Here is an 18,138-nt window from a genome sequence, read left to right as displayed (position 1 = left end):
TTATTCTCTTAATGTTCCTTGAAATTTTTGCAAGGTAGCAGTAACTAAATCTTTACTGAATGAATTTAAATCAGTATCAGACAAAGTGCGGTTATCAGCTTGCAGCTTTACTTTAATCGCTATAGATTTTTTACCTTTAGGTAATTTATCACCGTTATAAATATCAAATAATATAACTGATTTGACAAGCTTTTTATTAAAATTATTTATGTATGAGATTATTTCACCGACCCTATGATCTTGATTAACAATAAATGCGTAATCTCTAAAATTAGCTTGAAAATCCGATACTGCAAATTCTTCTCTTTTACCGCATTTAGCTTTTATTACAGGCAAATTCGTAATATTTAGCTCGAATGCAAATATTTCCTGATTAATATCGTAATGTTTCAAGATTTTAGGGTGTATTTGCCCAAAATGGCCTAATAAATTTTTTCCTAGGGCTAAATTTACCGATCTAGTCGGATGATAATATTGTGGAGCTGCTGCCCCATTCGCTACTATACATTTATCTGTAGATAGCCCTGCATAATCAAACACCTGCTCTAAATCACCTTTAAGATCAAAAATATCATAACTACGTCCTGACGAATGAGGATTCTTATTATTATATGAACCGGTTATAATTGCCGTTAAATAAGTAGATTCCGTATTTAAATCTACAAAACTCGGTCCAACTTCAAAAAAAGCCATATCTTTTATAGAGCGTGCTAAATTTTTACTTACTATACTTAACAAATTCGGCAGTATAGTAGGACGCATATAATTATCTTCTACACTTATAGGATTAAGCAAAAATAACTCTTCTTTTAATTCAGCAAACAACTTTGCATCTTCACTATTCATAAAAGAGTTAGTTACTACTTCATCATAGCCTTTGCTTGCTAATATCCTTTTAAAAATAGAGATTCTTTTATGCTCTCTTAGCTTATTATTATCTCGCTCTAGTTCAGGTAATTTTATACTCTCTATTTTATCATAGCCGTAAATACGAGCGATTTCTTCAGCTATATCTTCTAAAATAGTTATATCGTGACGCCATGAAGGAGCTATTACTTTTATAACATCATCCTTAATATTCGTAATAAAACCTAATTTATTTAATATAGACTCTATCTCTTTGATATTTAGTCTAATTCCTGTAATTTTTTCTAAATAGCATGCTGAAAAATCTAAAGGTTTTTTTTGCGGCTCTTTTTCACCAACCTTTACTATTTCCGATATTTCACCGTTTCCACATATTGACAAAATAAGATTAGTGGCTATATCCAAAGCCTTTTCCGTAAAATTTCTATCAATATTACGCTCATTACGATATCTAGCATCCGTATCAATTTGGAATCTTCGCCCACTAGCTGCAACAATTTTAGCATTAAAGCAAGCAGCTTCGAGTATTATATTAGTCGTACTATCGGTACAACTAATATCAACCCCACCAATGACACCGGCAAGGCCATGAATACCGCTTTCATCTTTTATAACTAGATCATTTTCGGTAAGTAAATATTCTTTGCCGTTTAGGGCGTGGAATTTAACTACGTCACTGTTGTCATATCGTGGCCCAGTGTCATCCCGCGGCTTGACCGCGGGATCCATAGAACAACTTACAGCACTAGTAATTTCATTGGATCCCGCGGTCAAGCCGCGGGATGACAATTGTTTTTCCTCGTAATAACGACCTACAATAATCCCCCCTTTTATCTTATCCGCATCGTAAGCATGCATCGGCTGCCCGAAGCTATAGGAAATGTAATTTGTTACATCGACTAAGCTTGAAATAGTTTTTACCCCGACATTTTTCAATAATTTCCGTAACCAATCAGGGCTTGGTTTATTCTTTAAATTTTTTATTTCTCTAAATGTAAATAAAGGGCAGGCTTCTTTATCTTGCACGTTAAGCTTCATTTTAGAAGTAAATGTACTCTTTATTTCCGGAGTTTCTAACTCTTTAAGCGTTCCGAGTCCTTTTGCCGCTAAATCTCTTGCAATGCCGTAAACTCCAAGTGCATCACCACGATTAGGAGTAACGTTAATTACAAATATAGGATCATCTAAACCGCAATATTTAGTAAAATTCTCTCCAACCACGGCATCTTCAGGTAGCTCCATAATCCCTTCAGACTCTGAAGCAAGCAGCAATTCCTTTTCAGAACAAAGCATACCGCAGCTTTTTTCTCCTCTAATTGTGGATTCTTTAATTTTAAATTTGCCGTTTGGTATTTCTATTCCGATATTTGCAAGCACTACTTTTATACCTGCCCTTGCATTGCTTGCCCCGCAAACTATTTGTAGAACTCCATTCTTAGTTTCAACATCGCAAAGCTTTAACTTATCAGCTGACGGGTGAGGTTTAGCATTTATAATATGTGCTACTTCAAATTTTTGTAACTCCCCTGCCTTATCTATCACCTCTTCTACTTCAAGACCAATAGCTGTTAGGGCTGCGGTAATTTCAGCAACTGAAGCAGATGTCTCTAAAAATTGTTTTAACCATGATAATGTAAATTTCATTTCGTTAACCCTCCAGCTAAATTCGGTATATCAAAGCCCCCGAAATTATAATGTTTAAGCCAGCGCATATCTCCTTCAAAAAATTGTCTTAAATCTTTAATATTATATTTTAGCATTGCAAAACGCTCTACTCCAAGCCCAAAAGCAAAACCTTGATACTCACTGCTATCGATTCCAACATTCTTAAGCACGTTTGGATGAACCATCCCGCACCCTAAAACCTCAAGCCATTTATCGTTTTTATTCATCCGAATATCAACTTCGGCAGAAGGTTCGGTAAACGGGAAAAAGCTAGGTCTAAAGCGTAATTCAATATTAGAATTTTCAAAAAAGCTTCTTATAAATTCCGTGATAACGTATTTTAAATGCCCCATATTGATATTTTTATCAATAACAAGCCCTTCTATTTGGTGAAACATTGGCGTATGCGTCATATCCGAATCGGATCTATAAGTCCTACCTGGTGCTATAAACCTAAAAGGCGGTTTACCGTTTTTCATAGCTCTAATCTGCACGGTTGAGGTATGAGTACGAAGCAGCATTGGCTTACTACCTTCCTGACCTTTTAAATAAAAAGTATCATGCATCTGCCTTGCCGGATGATCATCTTCAAAATTGAGAGCGGTAAAATTATGGAAATCATTCTCAATATTCGGTCCATTTTCTATAGTAAAACCAAACTGCGAAAATACTTGTATTAACTCCTCACTACACTGCGTTATAGGATGAATAGAACCTTGTTTATATTGCCTTGCAGGGATTGTCAGATCAATTTTATCAGCTGCAAGCTTCAATTTTAATTCTTGTTCTTCTAAAATTTCTTCTTTGACTTTTATTATATTCTGTATTTTATCTTTTAACTTATTGATTTTTAAGCCAAATTCTTTACGTTCTTGTTCATTTAAACTGCCTAATTTTTTAAGCTCACCGGTCACTATACCGTTCTTGCCTAAAAATTCTACTTTATATTCTTGCAGATCTTTTAAGTTTTGTACTAATAAGATTTTTTCCTCAGCAAGCCTTAATATTGTTTCTATATTTTCCATGGTTTTTTCTTACTTGTTTGTTTTTTAAGTGTAGTTTATATGTCATTCCCGCGTAGCGGGGCTTTGTTGCATGACTCTCGATGTCATTCCCGCCTACGCGGGAATGACATCGCATCTCATATGCCCTTCCTCTATACCCACTAACTTTGCTTTAAATATCTGCCCTATTTCTAAAGGTTTTTCTAGCTTCACCGGAATAAAATTCTCGGTATGGGCGATATTATTATTCTCTACTAATAACTCCACTTTCTGCCCTATGTGTTTTTTAAAGAACTCTGTTAACTGATTTTGCCCCTCTTGCCTTAGAATTTCTGCTCTTTCTTTCCTTATAGCCTTCGGTACTTGCGGCATACGAGCTGCGGGTGTTCCCTCCCTTTCCGAATAAGGAAAAACATGTAAATATTGTAATTCTGCTTCTGAAATTAATTTTCTTGTATTTTCAAACATTTCAGGAGTTTCCGTTGGGAAACCTGCTATAATATCCGCACCGAACGATACTTCAGGTCTTATTGCCCGCAACTTCCGACAAAACTCTATTACGTTTGTTCTATTATGTCGTCTTTTCATACGTTTTAATATCATATCGTCGCCTGCTTGCAAGCTAATATGAAAATGCGGCATTATCCTTTCACTGTAAGCTATAAGCTCAAAAAGTTCATCATCTATTTCTGCAACATCTATTGAAGATAATCTAAGCCTTCTTAATGCGGGCACTAAATTTAAGACTCGTTTAATCATTTGTGCAAAGGTTGGACTCCCAGGTAAATCTGAACCGTAAGCCGTAACATCAACACCTGTAAAAACCACTTCTTTAAAACCGTTTAACATCAAATGTTTTACTTGCTCTGCTATAGCTCCTATCGGTACTGATCTACTTTTACCTCTACCGTAAGGGATAATACAGAAAGTACAAAAATGATCACAACCGTTTTGTACCTGAATAAAAGCACGAGATTTACCGTCAAAGCTACTTACCAAATGACCTGCAGTCTCTTTCACCGACATTATATCGTTAACTGCTATTTTTTCATCGGTAATTTGGTAGTAATTAGGTAATAGCTTTTCTTCATTACCTATAACCTTGTCAACTTCCGGCATATTACCGTACATTTGCGGACTCGTTTGAGCGCTACAACCCGTAACGATAATTTTTAAATCAGGATTATTTTTTTTAGCTCCACGAATAGCTTGTCTTGCTTGTTTCTCAGCCGCTTTAGTTACGGCACAAGTATTAAATACCATGACGTTATCAAGACCCGACAATTCAAGATTTTTCCTTATTATCTCACTTTCATAAATATTAAGCCGACAACCGAACGTTACCACATCTTGTTTTAGAGAGTTATTCACAACAATATACTCCTTCAGCTACCAGCGTAGCAGGTCCTTGCATTATTATATTGCCGTTTTCTTCCTTCATATTAAGGCTACCGTGCTTAAATACTACCGTGCTTGGTGAATGGATAAAACCACGCTTTAAACCGGCAGCAACACTACCGCAAGCTCCGCTTCCGCAAGCAAGCGTTAACCCTGCTCCTCGCTCCCAAACAGATAAATAAATCTTATTATCTTTAATCTCGGCAAAATTAACGTTTACCCCATCAGCAAATAATTCTTTAGCCTGCAATTTTTCACCGACAATTTTTTGATCTTGAGGCTCTAGCTTACTAAAAATAACCAGATGCGGGTTACCGACATCAACGCAAATAGTTTCCTTTAAATCAATCATATAACGCTTTGCGAATTCCCAAATCTTATCACGACTCGGCATCCAAACTTCATTAAAACTAACGGCTCCTACATTAACGCTAATCTTATTTTCGTCTTCAATACGGCATAGTAATTCTTTATTGCCTACTACTATGGTAATATCTTTCTTTCCCGTATCAAGATAAATTAACTTGGCTAAACATCTTGTAGCATTACCGCATAATTTAGCACTAGAGCCGTCTATATTATATATAATCATTTCATAAAAATCATTATGCTCTTCATAAATAATAAACTGATCGCAACCGATACCAGTATGACGATCTGCTATATTTTTTGCTAGCTGCGATAAATCATGTGAATTTGATAAATCTCGTTTATTAACAATAACAAAATCATTACCGAGACCATGCATTTTTACAAAATTAATTTTACTAATCATAATCAATTATAATATTTAAGATTGTATTATAGCAAATTTCTTAGAATTTGCTATAATACAATTATTATATATAAAAATAGATTTCTATGCTAATTTCACGTTTTTTAGACCCTAAAAATAACTATGCAGTTTTAAAAATTTTCGGTACAGAAAAAAATAAGGATATACTTATTCATTTCCTAAATGACATTTTAGGTTATACAGAGGAAGAAGTAATTACTGAAGTTACTTTTTTGAAAACTAATCAAGATCCTGATATTGCGGCTTATAGACAAGCTATTGTTGACGTTCTATGTAAAGATAAGCATGGAACACAATTTATTGTAGAGATGCAAGTAAGTAAACATCCAGTTTTTGAGAAAAGAGCTCAGCTTTATGCAGCAAAAGCCTATTCAAGACAAATAATAAAAGAAGATGAAGATCATAAAAAAAATGGCGGTATATGCAAAACTCCGAGGAGTAATATTTTTAGCCATTGCCGATTTTATTTTATTCCCCGATAAAAAAGATTGGAGATCAAATCATAGGTTCTTGATACTAAGACTTATGAGAACGACTTACAAGATTTTTATTTTATCTTTTTAGAACTAAAAAGATTTAATAAAGAATTAGATCAATTAGAGAACCTTCAAGACAAATGGGCATATTTCTTTAAACATGCACATGAAAGCACTCTAGAAGAAATGGAGCATTTGATAGGTCATGATTTTATTATTAAAAAAGCTTTTTATGCTTTGGATCAAGCTCGCTGGTCTGAAGAAGATTTAAATACCTATGAAAAAATTATAAAAACCGAAATGGATAATTTAGCCGTAGAAGAGCAGAAAATTATGGATGCTGAAGCTAAAGGAATGGCTATAGGTGAGGCAGAGGAGAAGCTAAATTAAAAGAAGACAAAATCAATTTAGCAAAAAAATGCTTACAAAAAATAGACCTTTAGATGAAATTATAGATTTTACCGGTTTAACCGAAGAAGAAATCAAGAAATTACAGTAGAAATGAAAGTACTCAATATCATGCTAAGTCGTGACCTTGGCGGAATTCAACAAGCATTTTTAGATTATAGCACTGCCCTTGAAATGCAGAAAATTGAGGTTATAAATACCACTTCTTACAAAGCAAAAATAAATTCTTTTTTACCTAAAAAAAGTTTAAAACTACCAAATATAGTACCGTTTGATTTACTCTCGGTACTTATTCTTAAATATATAATTTACAAAACTAAGCCCGATATAATTATAGCCCACGGTAATAGAGCAATAAATTTTAGCAAGTTTGCTAAAATAGCTAATATTAAGTTAATCGGTATTGCTCATAATTATACTTTAAAAGGACTACGTAAATGTGATTTTGTTATTGCTCTGACACATCATATGAAAGAATATTTACTAAAAAATAACTTTGCTGAATCTAAAATATTTATTCTACCGAACATGATAAATATTACTAAAGATTTTGCTCCAAATAAAATAGACTTCTTGCAGAACGAAGCTAATAAAGCGAAATTTGAAGGAGACTCGTCACCTCGAACCGCAGCGTACACAAGCGTACGTGAGGATTCGAGTACCGGATCGACGTACAAATTACCTTTAGAAACAAGTTATACAAGAAGTCTAATATATGGAAAACCTATCGTAATTGGTGTCTTAGCAAGATTTATTGCTAAAAAAGGTGTTGATGTTTTCATTAAAGCTATAAAAATTTTAAAAGAAAAAAAATATGATATTCAAGTAGTTATAGGTGGAGAAGGAGAAGAAAAAGATAATTTAATTGCTTTAGTACGTACACTTAATTTACAAAATCAAATATCATTTACCGGATGGATTAACGATAAAGATAAATTCTTTGAGCAGATCGATATTTTTTGTCTTCCGTCATTACATGAACCGTTTGGAATTATAGTACTTGAAGCAATGGAGGCAAGTATTCCTATCGTTAGTACAGATACTGAAGGACCTACAGAAATCTTAAGCAACATGCAAGACGGACTTATTTGTAAAGCCGGTTCGATTGAAGATTTAGCAGAAAAAATTGCTTATCTAATAGATAATCCTCAAAAAGCGGAGGAATTTTCTAAAAATGCCTATCTAAAATTACAACAAAATTATGATGTTAAGGTTGTTTTTGAAAAGTTACAGCATATTTTAGCAACATTATTACATAATGTAAAAATAGTTAGTTGAAAAAATAATAGTCTATATTGACATAATAGTTTAAAGATTCATAATTAAAATTAAGTAATGTTAATTTATCTTAATGCATCTACTCGATCAACTTCAAAAATTGGCTACGTCATCCTACAAGTACTGCGGTACTCACATATTAAGTATACGCTCCGTTCCTCGTCTTGTGGATTCCTTGCTCTTTTTGAAGTTGATCTTCGTATATCGATTTTTCATTTACTCAAAGTATATGCTAGTTTTATCGATTTTATCATTCCTTCTATGTAATTGTAGTACTAAACAAAATAATACTATACCTAAGCTTGAATTACCTACTAATTGGAATAATTATTCGTTAGCACAAAGCGATAATGCATCTTCCAAGTGGTGGCTACAGTTTAACGATCCGGTGTTAAATGAGTTAATTAAGGAATCATTAGCCAATAACTCTGATATTGAGCTGGCAATGAGTAATGTGCTAGCGGCGCAAGCACAGCTTAACCTTGTTAATTCTTATAGATTTCCACAAATCGATTTACAAGGCGGAGCAAAGCGAACAAAAAATAGCAAGGAAACAAAAGCACCGAATGAATCAAAATTTTCTAATAATTTGGGGCTAGCAAGCGTACTTAATTATGAATTAGATTTATGGGGGGCCATTCCATAAGCTTTTTCAAGCTCTTGATCTTTAAAATGTAATTTTTTTGTTAATGCTTTTATTTCAGTAACAACAGGGTTTTGAAGGCCTTTTATAGAGGTAAGACTAGTAGTACTTGCTGAGAGTTTACTTTTCATAATATACCTATTAATAAATTTAATATATTTCTATATTCAGATATTAATTTTTATTAATAAATAATAATCTTACTTAAAAGATAATTAACCGATTAAATAGTGATGAATATATCACGTAATTTAAATTATAGAAATAGTATTAGGAAATTAAAATGTTTGGTGTATGTTTCTTAAGATGATAGATTCCTACTTTCGCAGGAATGACATACATTATATCGAACAAGCATTACTGCCGTTATCATCATCTTCACGGATAAATTTTTGCTTTACCTTAGAATTGTTATTATACGGCTTACTATTTTTTACCGGTGGATAATTTACAGGCTCATAATTTGTAACGGGCAGTGCATAATTTTGGTTTACTGTAGCATTTGGACAAGTATATTTTGATATATCACGCTTAGTTTCTCTAAGCATTGCTTTTATCTGATTTAATTCCTCTTGCATCTTTTTTTCTTTATCGCTATCGTCTTTTCTAACCTTTTTATTCGCTCTACTTAAAGTCATATCATCATCGGATTCAACTTCACCGGCTTCTGCTTTTTGCCTTGCTATATCCCTTTTAATCATCTTAAGATACATTTCACGATTTCTCTTTACAGGATCGATTCTCTCTCCTCTTAAAGGACTATCGCTATCATAGTCATCATCATCGTCGTTATCATAATCAAGATTATCTTCTACTATATTTTTTTTAGCTAAAGTAATATATTTATTATTATATACAGGTTTTCTTTTGCCGCCTTTAGCACCTTTACTATCAACCAATCTATTATTTGCGGATTTTTGAAAGTAACTTCTAAAATTATCGGTACAACCTGAAAGTAAAAACATTCCTAAAAATAATATTATAATTTTTTTTAACATATATTTATATTATTCCAAAACTTTTATTATGATTAATGCCATATAATAGCCAAACTTGCAAGAATAAAACACCAAAGTTCTATGTGCTTAATTAAATTATTGTTATTTTGAGGTATTTTTGGTCTTGTTGCATGGATCAATTTCCCGATTGTCATCCCGCGACTTGATCGCGGGATCCAGTTAAAAATACTAAAATTATTAGTATTTTAAGTTAAATTTTTGGATACCGTGGTCAAGCCACGGTATGACATCGAACGCGTTTTTCGATCCATGCAACAAAGCCTATAGTCGCTCGCAATGACGAGAAACAAAATTTAAATCACCTCTTCTATTAGGTTACTTAATAACTTATGCCCTTCTTTTCTTCTTTTTAATAAATTTTGTGAAGCATCCTCTAATATCTTTGGATTACTTATCAAATCAAGTATTTTATCTGCTAATTTTCCTGCAGAAATATTATTCTGCTCTAAACACCATCCTGCTTTTTTATCTTCCAACAATTTTGCATTGTAATATTGATGATTATCCGCAGCACTAGGTAGTGGAATAAAGATCGCCGGTAATCCTATATATGTCAACTCTTCTATCGTAGAAGCCCCTGCTCTTGAAATCACTAAATCGGCTTCTTTATATTGCAATGCCATATTATCAAAAAATTCGGCAAGTTCATAAGTAATGTTTAATTTCGAGTATATATCTTTTATTTTTACTTGATCATCTAATGCTGCTTGCTGAATTATATGTAATTTCAGTTGCGACTCTTTTTGTATTAAAATTGTGATACTTGCAGGTATTAACTCTGAAAACAATTTAGCCCCTTGACTACCGCCAAAAATAAATATTGTAAAGAGCTTGTCATTCCGTGGCCCCGCCACGGAATCTAGATTTCTAATATTTTTTCTAACTATCCCACCGGTAACTACTATTTTACTTTTTGCAAATTCCGGTAAATTTTTTACGTTTTCATAAGAAATAGCTATCTTTTTAGCAAAGCTTGCAAAAAATTTATTAACTTTTCCAAGGTAAGAATTCTGTTCATGAATTATAATTGATACTCTTAAAAAAACTGCCACAAACATTGAGGAAATAGCAGGATAACCGCCAAATCCCACAATGACGGAAGGTTTTATATTATATAATAATCTAATAGCTTTCAAAACTGCAATTGATAATCTTGGTAAAAACAAAAAAATATTACCTGATCGTTTTAAATCTAGGATATGAAAAATTACCTTCATATCCTGATTTATATACTTCTTGCATCTTAAATCAGTAATAAAATGAACTTCATACCCACGTTTTATTAATTCTTCTCCAAGAGCAACTGCCGGAAAAAAATGTCCTCCCGTACCGCCTGCTACCAAAATTATTTTTTTCATATTTCAATATTATGAATTTTGTACGAATTTAAAGGTGTTCGGTGTCTTGTAAAACCAAGAAGCATACCGGTAGCGATAGCAATTGCAAGCGTTGAAGAACCACCGTAACTAATAAACGGCAATGTCATACCTTTAGTAGGAAGTAAATGTAAAGTCACGCCCATATTAATTATTGCCTGAAGCCCTAATTGTGCAATTATACCGCTAGCAGCGAATTGTACAAATTTATCCTTTTCATTTAATAGCTTAATAAGACTTCTTAATACTATAAAAGCAAATATACCTATAACAATCAGGCAAATAATAGCTCCAAACTCCTCACCTGCTACGGCAAAAATAAAATCCGTATGTGAGTCGGGTAGCACCTGCTTTACTGCCCCCTCCCCTGGACCGCGTCCATATAAACCGCCATGCTCAAAAGCCTTAAGAGACTTACTGACCTGATAATTCTCGCTACTATCGGGATCTAGAAATGAATTAATTCTTTGCGTTACGTGAGGTAACCAAAAATAAGCAATAGTTACTCCTATCATTCCTAAAAAACCTGCTAGAACAATCCAAAATATCGGCATACCCGCAATAAACAGCTGAATACCGAAAACTGCCGTAATCATTACAAGCATTCCAAAATCCGGCTGAATAATTAAGAGAATAGCAACAATAGAATAAAGTATTACACAAATCGTACAACTTGGAAAATCATCATTAAATTTTAACGATAATATCCAACCTGTAACAACTGCAAAAAACGGTTTAATAAATTCCGAAGGCTGAATAGATAGACCTAGAATATTAATCCATCGTACCGCTCCTTTTACTTCATAACCAAGAAATTTAACTGCTATTAATAAAACCACGCTAGCAATAAACCCGAGTATTGCAAAACGCCTTAACCATTTCTTATTAAGGCATGAAAATAATAATATAAGCCCTGAAGCGGCAGCTAAATAAAATATTTGTCTAGATGCAAAATAACTTTCTTCAAGTCCTATTCTACTTGCTACTGCCGAACCTGAAGTAGTAACCAACATTAAACTAAAAGCAAATAAAATTATCAAAGAAATTATTATTTGCCTATCGGTACTCCGCCACCATAATTTAATAAAGTTATTAGATATTTCGTTATTTTTAAACATTTTATGGTTGTAAAATTTTTATTTTGTTATTTAACATAACACTTTATTTGGATATCTGTAAAAATGCTCAAGTAGCTTAAGCTAGGCTTATATGACTCAAGAATATTATAACAAATTAATTATATTCGCTACTTTTATTTTATTGATCAAACTGCATTATTTTAGTAACTTCAATTTTTTAAAAAAGAAATTTATATGATTTGTAAAAATTTAATTGAGAAATTACCTATAATTCTACAAAAACGCTATAATATTAAACCTTATTCTAATAACAAGATTACATTAAAAGGAAAAATGAATATTACTATATCAAAAATATTTCAGTGTTTTTCTCCTTTCTTTAGAGCAGTAGGGGCTCTTACTCCATATCCAGGAAATGATATTCCCGTTGATGTGATACTAACAAGTGATAAAACTTCACCTATAATTTTAATGCATCGTATTTTTTATTATAAAAATAGACCGGCTTATCACTTTTATTCAAAAATGATTCCTATCAAAGATAATATAATAATTGAATTAACAAGATTTAGAATCGCTATCAAACTACTATATCGTCTTGAAAATAATAAAATAATTATGGATTATGGAGGATATGTTTTATATTTAGGGAAATGGCTAATTCCTATACCTTTACATCTTATTATTGGAAAGTTTTTTGCATATGAAGAAGCAGACAACGATAAAATATTTAATATGCAAGTAAAGATGGTACATACATTATTCGGTAAAATATTTGAATGCACAGGTAAATTTAAAATAGATTCTTTATAATGATTAAAAAAGTTATGATATTAGGTGCTACAGGAAATTTTGGTAGTAAGATCGCCAAAAGCCTTGCACATGCTAATGTACAACTTATTCTTGCAGGTCGTGACAAACAAAATTTACAATTATTAAAACACGATATAGAACAAAATCATCCTAATAGCTTATTACAGTTAGCTACTTTTGACATAAATATAGAAATTACGGAACAATTACAAAAATTAAAACCTTTTATTGTTATAAATACTTGCGGTCCTTTCCAAAAAAATAATTATAATGTAGCACTAGCTAGTATTACACTTGGTATACATTATATTGATTTAGCTGATTGCAGAAGATTTGTAAGCGAATTTGCTACAAATTTAAATAATATGGCAGAACAAAAAAATGTCTAGCTATTACCGGAGCAAGTACCGTACCATGCTTATCTTCAGCTGTATTAGAATATTATAAACATGAATTTAATTCTATGGATTCCCTAATATTTGGTATAACACCCGGACAAAAAACAGAAAAAGGTCTTGCAACAACTGCTGCCGTCTTAAGTTATTTAGGTAAACTGTTAAATTTTTATCCAAGCACAAAATATAAAACATACGGATGGTAGGATTTATATTTACAAACTTATCCTATAATAGGTAAACGCTGGATGGCAAACTGTGATGTACCGGACCTTAACTTATTACCTAAATATTACGGGTTAAAATCTATTAAATTTTCTGCCGGAATGGAAAGTATTACCTTACATTGCGGTATGTGGATTTTATCTTGGCGTGTAAGATTTAAAATAATAAAGCATCTAGAAAACTATGCAAAATTATTACTTAAGTTAAGTAGGTTATTTGACTATTGCGGTAGTGATGAAGGGGGATGCATATGATCATTAAAGGTCAAGATAAAAACGGAAAATCAAAAACGGTAAAATGGTTTATTATAGCAAAAAAAATCATGGTCCATATATACCTACTATTCCTGCAATTATCTTAACAAAAACATTAATCAATAATGAAATCAATCAAAGGGGAGCAATTACTGCTATTAATCTAGTAACTTTAGAAGAATATTTAAATGAATTACAAGGACTAGATATAAGGACTTATACAATATAGTTTTTTATTGCAATTAAACCTATATAGTATTTTTTTTATTTTTAGCATTTTCCAAATATAATTTGATAAACAACTCTCCACGCTCTTCAAAATTTTTAAACTGATCATATGAGCTACAACTAGGTGCTAGCAAAATATTTTTCACTTCTGCATTATCACCTACTGCATCCTTATAAGCAAGATCAAAAGCCTGCTTAAGATCATTACATATTACAAAATCTACTATATTTTTAACCGTATCTGCAAACATTTCTTTAGCTTGTCCATAAAAATAAGCCTTTTTAATTCTGTTAAAATAAGGCCTTATTTCCTCAATCCCCCCTTCTTTTGGTATTCCTCCTGCAAGCCAATAAATATTATCAAGTGCCTTAATTGATTGCAAGGCAGATATGGCATTTGTTGCTTTACTATCATTGTAAAAACTTATATTATTTATACTACCGATATATTGCATTCTATGAGGTAAACTTTGAAAACTACTTATAGTTTCAATTATCTTTGTAGACTCTAATCCCATTATCTTAGCTACTGCATAACTTGCTGCAATGTTTTCACAATTATGAATTCCCTGCAGGTTTTTATTAAACGGTAATTTAAAGCTACTATTACCGAAAAAATTATCGTTAATTATATCATTAACTACCGATATACCTTTTTCAAGAGTTTTGGTAACAGAAAAGGGGATTAGTTTTATACGCTGCTCTTGCTGCAATGTCATAAAAATTTCACAACAATAATCATTATCAATATTAATTACTGCATAACTATTTTTATCCATTCGATCAAAAATCTTAGATTTTGCCGTAATATAGCCATTCATGTCCTTATGTCTATCCAAATGATCGGGAGTAATATTAAGAAGTACTGCTATTTTAGCTGTAAAGGTTTTTACTAAATCTAGCTGAAAAGAAGATAATTCAAGTACATATCCGTCCTTACTATTTTTGGCTTTTAAAGCCGGGACCCCGATATTACCTGCAACCGGGTAGTCTAAACTATTACTATTTAAAATATGGCTTATTAAAGCAGTAGTAGTACTTTTACCGTTTGTACCGGTTACGGCGATAAAGTTTAAATTTCTTGATTTTTCAAATAATAAATCTATATCAGAAGTAATTGATATATTGAAATGATGAGCAATTCTTACTATTTCATGAGTAAGCGGAACTCCAGGGCTTAAGACAATTTTATCTAAATCTTGCCATCTTGAACCAGATAAAGCAGCAATAAGATTTTTTCCAAATAATTCTTCAAATATATCTCTATTTGCTTTTAAATCATCGTAGACAATTACATCATATTTATTTTGCAATTCCTCGTAAACCGACATACCGGTTTTACCAAGCCCAAAAACACCTATTTTTTGTTTTGTATGAGAATTCATGAGTTAATTTGAAAGAACATTGCAGCTTAGTATCCAAGAACAGGTAGACGAAGATCAACTTCAAAAAGAGCAAGGAATCCACAAGGCGAGGAACGCAGCGTATACTTAATACGTGAGTACCGTAGCTCTTGTAGGATGACGACGCCAATTTTTGAAGTTCATCGAGTATACTAATTTATCGCCTGCATTAATGCTTGTTCCCCTTCATTAAATTCACCTTGTCCTTTTATATTATTATAAGTTGGTTGACTATTCCCAGGATCGGGTAAATAATAATGAGGAGGAACTTCCAGTGCTTTAGCACGCTGTACTTGATACTCATTAGGTCCGGCTGTTGATATACCTACGGTTTCTTTTAATTTTTTACTACAAGCAGAAGTAATTAATAAAACAGTAAATAATAAAAAAATCTTTTTCACTTAAACACCTTTAATTAAAATTATATTTTATCGTCACCGTTATGATCGGTGTTACGAATTTTGTCAGCCATAGCTTCAATTTGAGCATTATCATAATTCTCTTTAGCCTTTTCTTCAATAACTTTTTTAGTACTATAATAATCTTCTATTAAGATAATTACTCCTATTGTAATAAAGCAATCAGCTAAATTAAATACGGGAAAACTATAATTTTTATAATAAAAATGAATAAAATCAAATACCGCTCCTCTAAAAAATCTATCAATTAGATTACCGACGGCACCGCCAATTACAAAACTATAACCTGCAAAGCCCCCAATCGTTTTTGAACGCACCATTAGGTAGTATAAGTAACAGACTATAATCGAGTTTGTTAATATAAAAACAGCATTACTATATTGATAGTATTCACGCATTAATCCAAAACTAATACCGTAATTCCAAGTATAAACCATGTTTAAGAAAGAAGTAACCTTGAGCATTAAACCAGGTTTCCATCTTAAATTATCAATAAACCACCATTTGCTTAACTGATCAATAATAACTAATGTTATTATTATACGACTACTACGAGCAAATGTTAGATAGATTTTTTTTAGTAGTAAAAGCATAGGGGTTTTGTGAATGAGTAATGAATAGATGGCTCTTATGTCCTTCCTAGCTCAAAGCGAGAATCCAGTAAAAATAACCTTACTTAATATTGGTATAAAAATTACATATTTTATAAAATAAATATATAAAAAAACAAGTTTTTTATATATGTTACTGGATTCCTGCGATCAACGGAATGACATCGAGCGTTTTTCACAAATTATCCGGTACTATGGTAAATGATAAGAAGGTCAATTTCAAAAAGAACTAGGAGTTCACAAGGCGAGGTGAGCTGCGTATACTTAATACGTGAGAACCGAAGCTCTTGTAGAACGGCAACGCCAATTTTTGAAATTCACCGAGTATCACAAAGAAACTCAACTGTTTTATCAGCTTGCAATTCCTTATCAAGCTTAACATTTAAAGTTTTTATTTCTTTTTTAAATTGTTTAAATTTCTCTAAATTTTTTCCGTTTAATTCTATACCCGGTGTTGTTTTAACCGACATAGGATTAACGTGTTTGCCGTCAATTTTAACTTCATAATGTAAATGTGGCCCTGTAGCTCTACCCGTACTTCCGACATATGCTATGATCTGCCCTTGTTTTACTATGCTTCCCACTTTTAAATTTTTTGCAAAATTTGAAGCATGAGCGTAAGCAGTAGATAGCGTACTGCTATGTTTTACTTGAATAAATTTTCCATAACCCGACTTCCAACCTATTTCCGTTATAACTCCGTTTCCTGCGGAATATATAGGCGTACCGGTTGGAGCTGCAAAGTCAACTCCCTTATGCATTTTAGTATAACCGAGTATCGGATGCTTTCTATTACCGTAATATGAAGAAACTTTTATAACTTTTAGCGGAGTTTTAAGTAAGCTTCTTTTTACGCTTTTACCGTCTTCGGAAAAAAATGCATGATTATTTGCGTTATTATCATGGGAATAACGATATATATTATATTCTTTTCCTGAAAGGTTTAATGAAACATATAGAATTTTACCGTGGTGGGAAAATTTACCGTCTTCCGTTACGTATTTTTCTGTTATTACGGTTGCAGTATCACCGCTTTTTATTTGACGCTGAAAATCGATTTGATAGGCATAAGCATTAATCAGCTCTATTATACTATTATTCGATAAACCCAGTTTTTTAAGGGCAGACATAAAATTTGATTCAATACTTACCGACGATTTAGCAACTTTTTTACTTAAAGGTACTACAATTTCTGCAACTTTAAAATTATCACTTTCTCTAATGACTTCAATAGTTTTTAGCTTATCGATAATTATGACGATTTTATTTAAGAACGTTACCTCTGAGGTTAAATCTTCATCCTCGTTTTCGGTAATTTTTGTTTCATATTCAAAAGTAATTTGTTGCCCTATTTTAAGTGAAGACGATAATTTACCCTCTTTTACTAAATTTACAATTTTTTCTATTTCATTTTTAGGGATATTTTGTTCTATCAAAATTGACTTTATAGTATCGCCCTTTTTTACTACTACTTCTTTAAATGAAATCGTTTCTTCTTCACTACTATCAGGCTGTACTAAAGTTATGGATAAAGTGTCGTTAACATAATTATTAACAGCAAAAGAGACAAAAACAACTAATCCTATAAATAATAATAAGGAGGCAGAGGTGAGGGTTTTCCTAAGACGTGCACTAATAAAAGATGATGGTAATATATCATTAAAATCATAAGATAGTGCGGTATCATTCATTAAAATTGCTCTGAAGATTATTTGAATCAATTTTTCATTACTAATAATAATATGAACTATATACAAATAAACTACAATAGAAAATTGTAA

18 protein-coding genes and 2 pseudogenes are annotated in these 18,138 nt (G+C 32.1%); 8 read left to right on the top strand and 12 right to left on the bottom strand.

Annotation, left to right across the window (positions count from 1 at the left end; all coding sequences use genetic code 11):
* From pheT to dapF, 4 genes are all read right to left on the bottom strand, one after another.
* Complete coding sequence (gene pheT, locus ACIAS7_RS05425; RefSeq protein ID WP_473198535.1) at positions 1-2,511, bottom strand: phenylalanine--tRNA ligase subunit beta; 2,511 nt, start codon at positions 2,509-2,511, stop codon at positions 1-3.
* On the bottom strand, positions 2,508-3,557 hold the full coding sequence (gene pheS / locus ACIAS7_RS05420) for a phenylalanine--tRNA ligase subunit alpha (protein ID WP_473198534.1): 1,050 nt from the start codon (positions 3,555-3,557) through the stop codon (positions 2,508-2,510). Before pheS ends, pheT begins: the two co-directional genes overlap by 4 nt.
* A 93-nt stretch (positions 3,558-3,650) precedes the next feature.
* Positions 3,651-4,907, bottom strand: a complete 1,257-nt coding sequence (gene mtaB, locus ACIAS7_RS05415) for a tRNA (N(6)-L-threonylcarbamoyladenosine(37)-C(2))-methylthiotransferase MtaB (RefSeq protein WP_473198533.1) — start codon at positions 4,905-4,907, stop codon at positions 3,651-3,653.
* A complete protein-coding gene (gene dapF, locus ACIAS7_RS05410) occupies positions 4,900-5,709 on the bottom strand; it encodes a diaminopimelate epimerase (RefSeq protein WP_473198532.1) in 810 nt (269 codons plus the stop codon). The genes mtaB and dapF overlap by 8 nt, the downstream gene beginning before the upstream one ends.
* Before the next feature lie 86 nt (positions 5,710-5,795).
* Here dapF and ACIAS7_RS05405 point away from each other — a divergent pair.
* The 3 genes and pseudogenes from ACIAS7_RS05405 (at position 5,796) to ACIAS7_RS05395 (ending at position 8,538) form a co-directional block, all read left to right on the top strand.
* Positions 5,796-6,596, top strand: a pseudogene (locus tag ACIAS7_RS05405) (Rpn family recombination-promoting nuclease/putative transposase).
* A gap of 111 nt (positions 6,597-6,707) precedes the next feature.
* Positions 6,708-7,856: pseudogene (locus tag ACIAS7_RS05400) on the top strand (glycosyltransferase); the annotation flags it as partial.
* Positions 7,857-8,121: 265 nt separating this feature from the next.
* Complete coding sequence (locus tag ACIAS7_RS05395; RefSeq protein ID WP_473198531.1) at positions 8,122-8,538, top strand: TolC family protein; 417 nt, start codon at positions 8,122-8,124, stop codon at positions 8,536-8,538.
* On the opposite strand, the gene ACIAS7_RS05390 is transcribed toward ACIAS7_RS05395, so the two are convergent.
* The 4 genes from ACIAS7_RS05390 to ftsW all read right to left on the bottom strand — a co-directional run bounded on the left by ACIAS7_RS05390 (position 8,505) and on the right by ftsW (position 12,048).
* The gene (locus ACIAS7_RS05390) at positions 8,505-8,666 is read right to left on the bottom strand and encodes a hypothetical protein (RefSeq protein WP_473198530.1); all 162 of its coding nucleotides are present in this window, start codon (positions 8,664-8,666) and stop codon (positions 8,505-8,507) included. The genes ACIAS7_RS05395 and ACIAS7_RS05390 overlap by 34 nt on opposite strands.
* A 210-nt stretch (positions 8,667-8,876) precedes the next feature.
* The gene (locus ACIAS7_RS05385; protein WP_473198529.1) at positions 8,877-9,533 is read right to left on the bottom strand and encodes a hypothetical protein; all 657 of its coding nucleotides are present in this window, start codon (positions 9,531-9,533) and stop codon (positions 8,877-8,879) included.
* A gap of 314 nt (positions 9,534-9,847) precedes the next feature.
* Complete coding sequence (gene murG, locus ACIAS7_RS05380; protein WP_473198528.1) at positions 9,848-10,912, bottom strand: undecaprenyldiphospho-muramoylpentapeptide beta-N-acetylglucosaminyltransferase; 1,065 nt, start codon at positions 10,910-10,912, stop codon at positions 9,848-9,850.
* Entirely contained in the window at positions 10,909-12,048 is a 1,140-nt protein-coding gene (ftsW, locus tag ACIAS7_RS05375) for a putative lipid II flippase FtsW (protein ID WP_473198527.1), read from the bottom strand. Before ftsW ends, murG begins: the two co-directional genes overlap by 4 nt.
* Positions 12,049-12,243: 195 nt before the next feature.
* Here ftsW and ACIAS7_RS05370 point away from each other — a divergent pair, with 195 nt between their 5' ends.
* From ACIAS7_RS05370 to ACIAS7_RS05350, 5 genes are all read left to right on the top strand, one after another.
* Positions 12,244-12,822, top strand: coding sequence for a DUF4166 domain-containing protein (locus ACIAS7_RS05370; protein WP_473198526.1), 579 nt, complete (start codon positions 12,244-12,246; stop codon positions 12,820-12,822).
* Positions 12,822-13,211: a saccharopine dehydrogenase NADP-binding domain-containing protein gene (locus ACIAS7_RS05365; protein ID WP_473198525.1), complete on the top strand. Its 390-nt coding sequence runs from the start codon at positions 12,822-12,824 to the stop codon at positions 13,209-13,211. Before ACIAS7_RS05370 ends, ACIAS7_RS05365 begins: the two co-directional genes overlap by 1 nt.
* Positions 13,212-13,285: 74 nt before the next feature.
* Positions 13,286-13,423: a hypothetical protein gene (locus tag ACIAS7_RS05360; RefSeq protein WP_473198524.1), complete on the top strand. Its 138-nt coding sequence runs from the start codon at positions 13,286-13,288 to the stop codon at positions 13,421-13,423.
* Positions 13,424-13,465: 42 nt separating this feature from the next.
* Positions 13,466-13,696 carry a hypothetical protein gene (locus ACIAS7_RS05355; protein WP_473198523.1) on the top strand — a complete coding sequence of 77 codons (231 nt, stop codon included), beginning with the start codon at positions 13,466-13,468 and terminating at the stop codon, positions 13,694-13,696.
* Positions 13,697-13,739: 43 nt separating this feature from the next.
* Positions 13,740-13,925: a hypothetical protein gene (locus ACIAS7_RS05350; RefSeq protein ID WP_473198522.1), complete on the top strand. Its 186-nt coding sequence runs from the start codon at positions 13,740-13,742 to the stop codon at positions 13,923-13,925.
* Between the two features lie 19 nt (positions 13,926-13,944).
* Here ACIAS7_RS05350 and murD read toward each other — a convergent pair whose 3' ends face one another.
* The 4 genes from murD to ACIAS7_RS05330 form a co-directional block, all read right to left on the bottom strand.
* A complete protein-coding gene (gene murD / locus ACIAS7_RS05345; RefSeq protein ID WP_473198521.1) occupies positions 13,945-15,309 on the bottom strand; it encodes a UDP-N-acetylmuramoyl-L-alanine--D-glutamate ligase in 1,365 nt (454 codons plus the stop codon).
* Positions 15,310-15,479: 170 nt separating this feature from the next.
* Entirely contained in the window at positions 15,480-15,728 is a 249-nt protein-coding gene (locus ACIAS7_RS05340; RefSeq protein ID WP_473198520.1) for a DUF3035 domain-containing protein, read from the bottom strand.
* A gap of 20 nt (positions 15,729-15,748) precedes the next feature.
* A complete protein-coding gene (gene lspA, locus ACIAS7_RS05335; protein WP_473198519.1) occupies positions 15,749-16,339 on the bottom strand; it encodes a signal peptidase II in 591 nt (196 codons plus the stop codon).
* A gap of 335 nt (positions 16,340-16,674) precedes the next feature.
* A complete protein-coding gene (locus ACIAS7_RS05330; RefSeq protein WP_473198518.1) occupies positions 16,675-18,048 on the bottom strand; it encodes a peptidoglycan DD-metalloendopeptidase family protein in 1,374 nt (457 codons plus the stop codon).
* Between the last annotated feature and the right edge of the window lie 90 nt (positions 18,049-18,138).

The sequence above is a fragment of the Rickettsia sp. 109562A South Dakota genome (genome assembly GCF_055791265.1).
The sequence above is the reverse complement of the archived record's forward strand: the minus strand, read 5'-3'. Positions and strand labels throughout refer to the sequence as shown.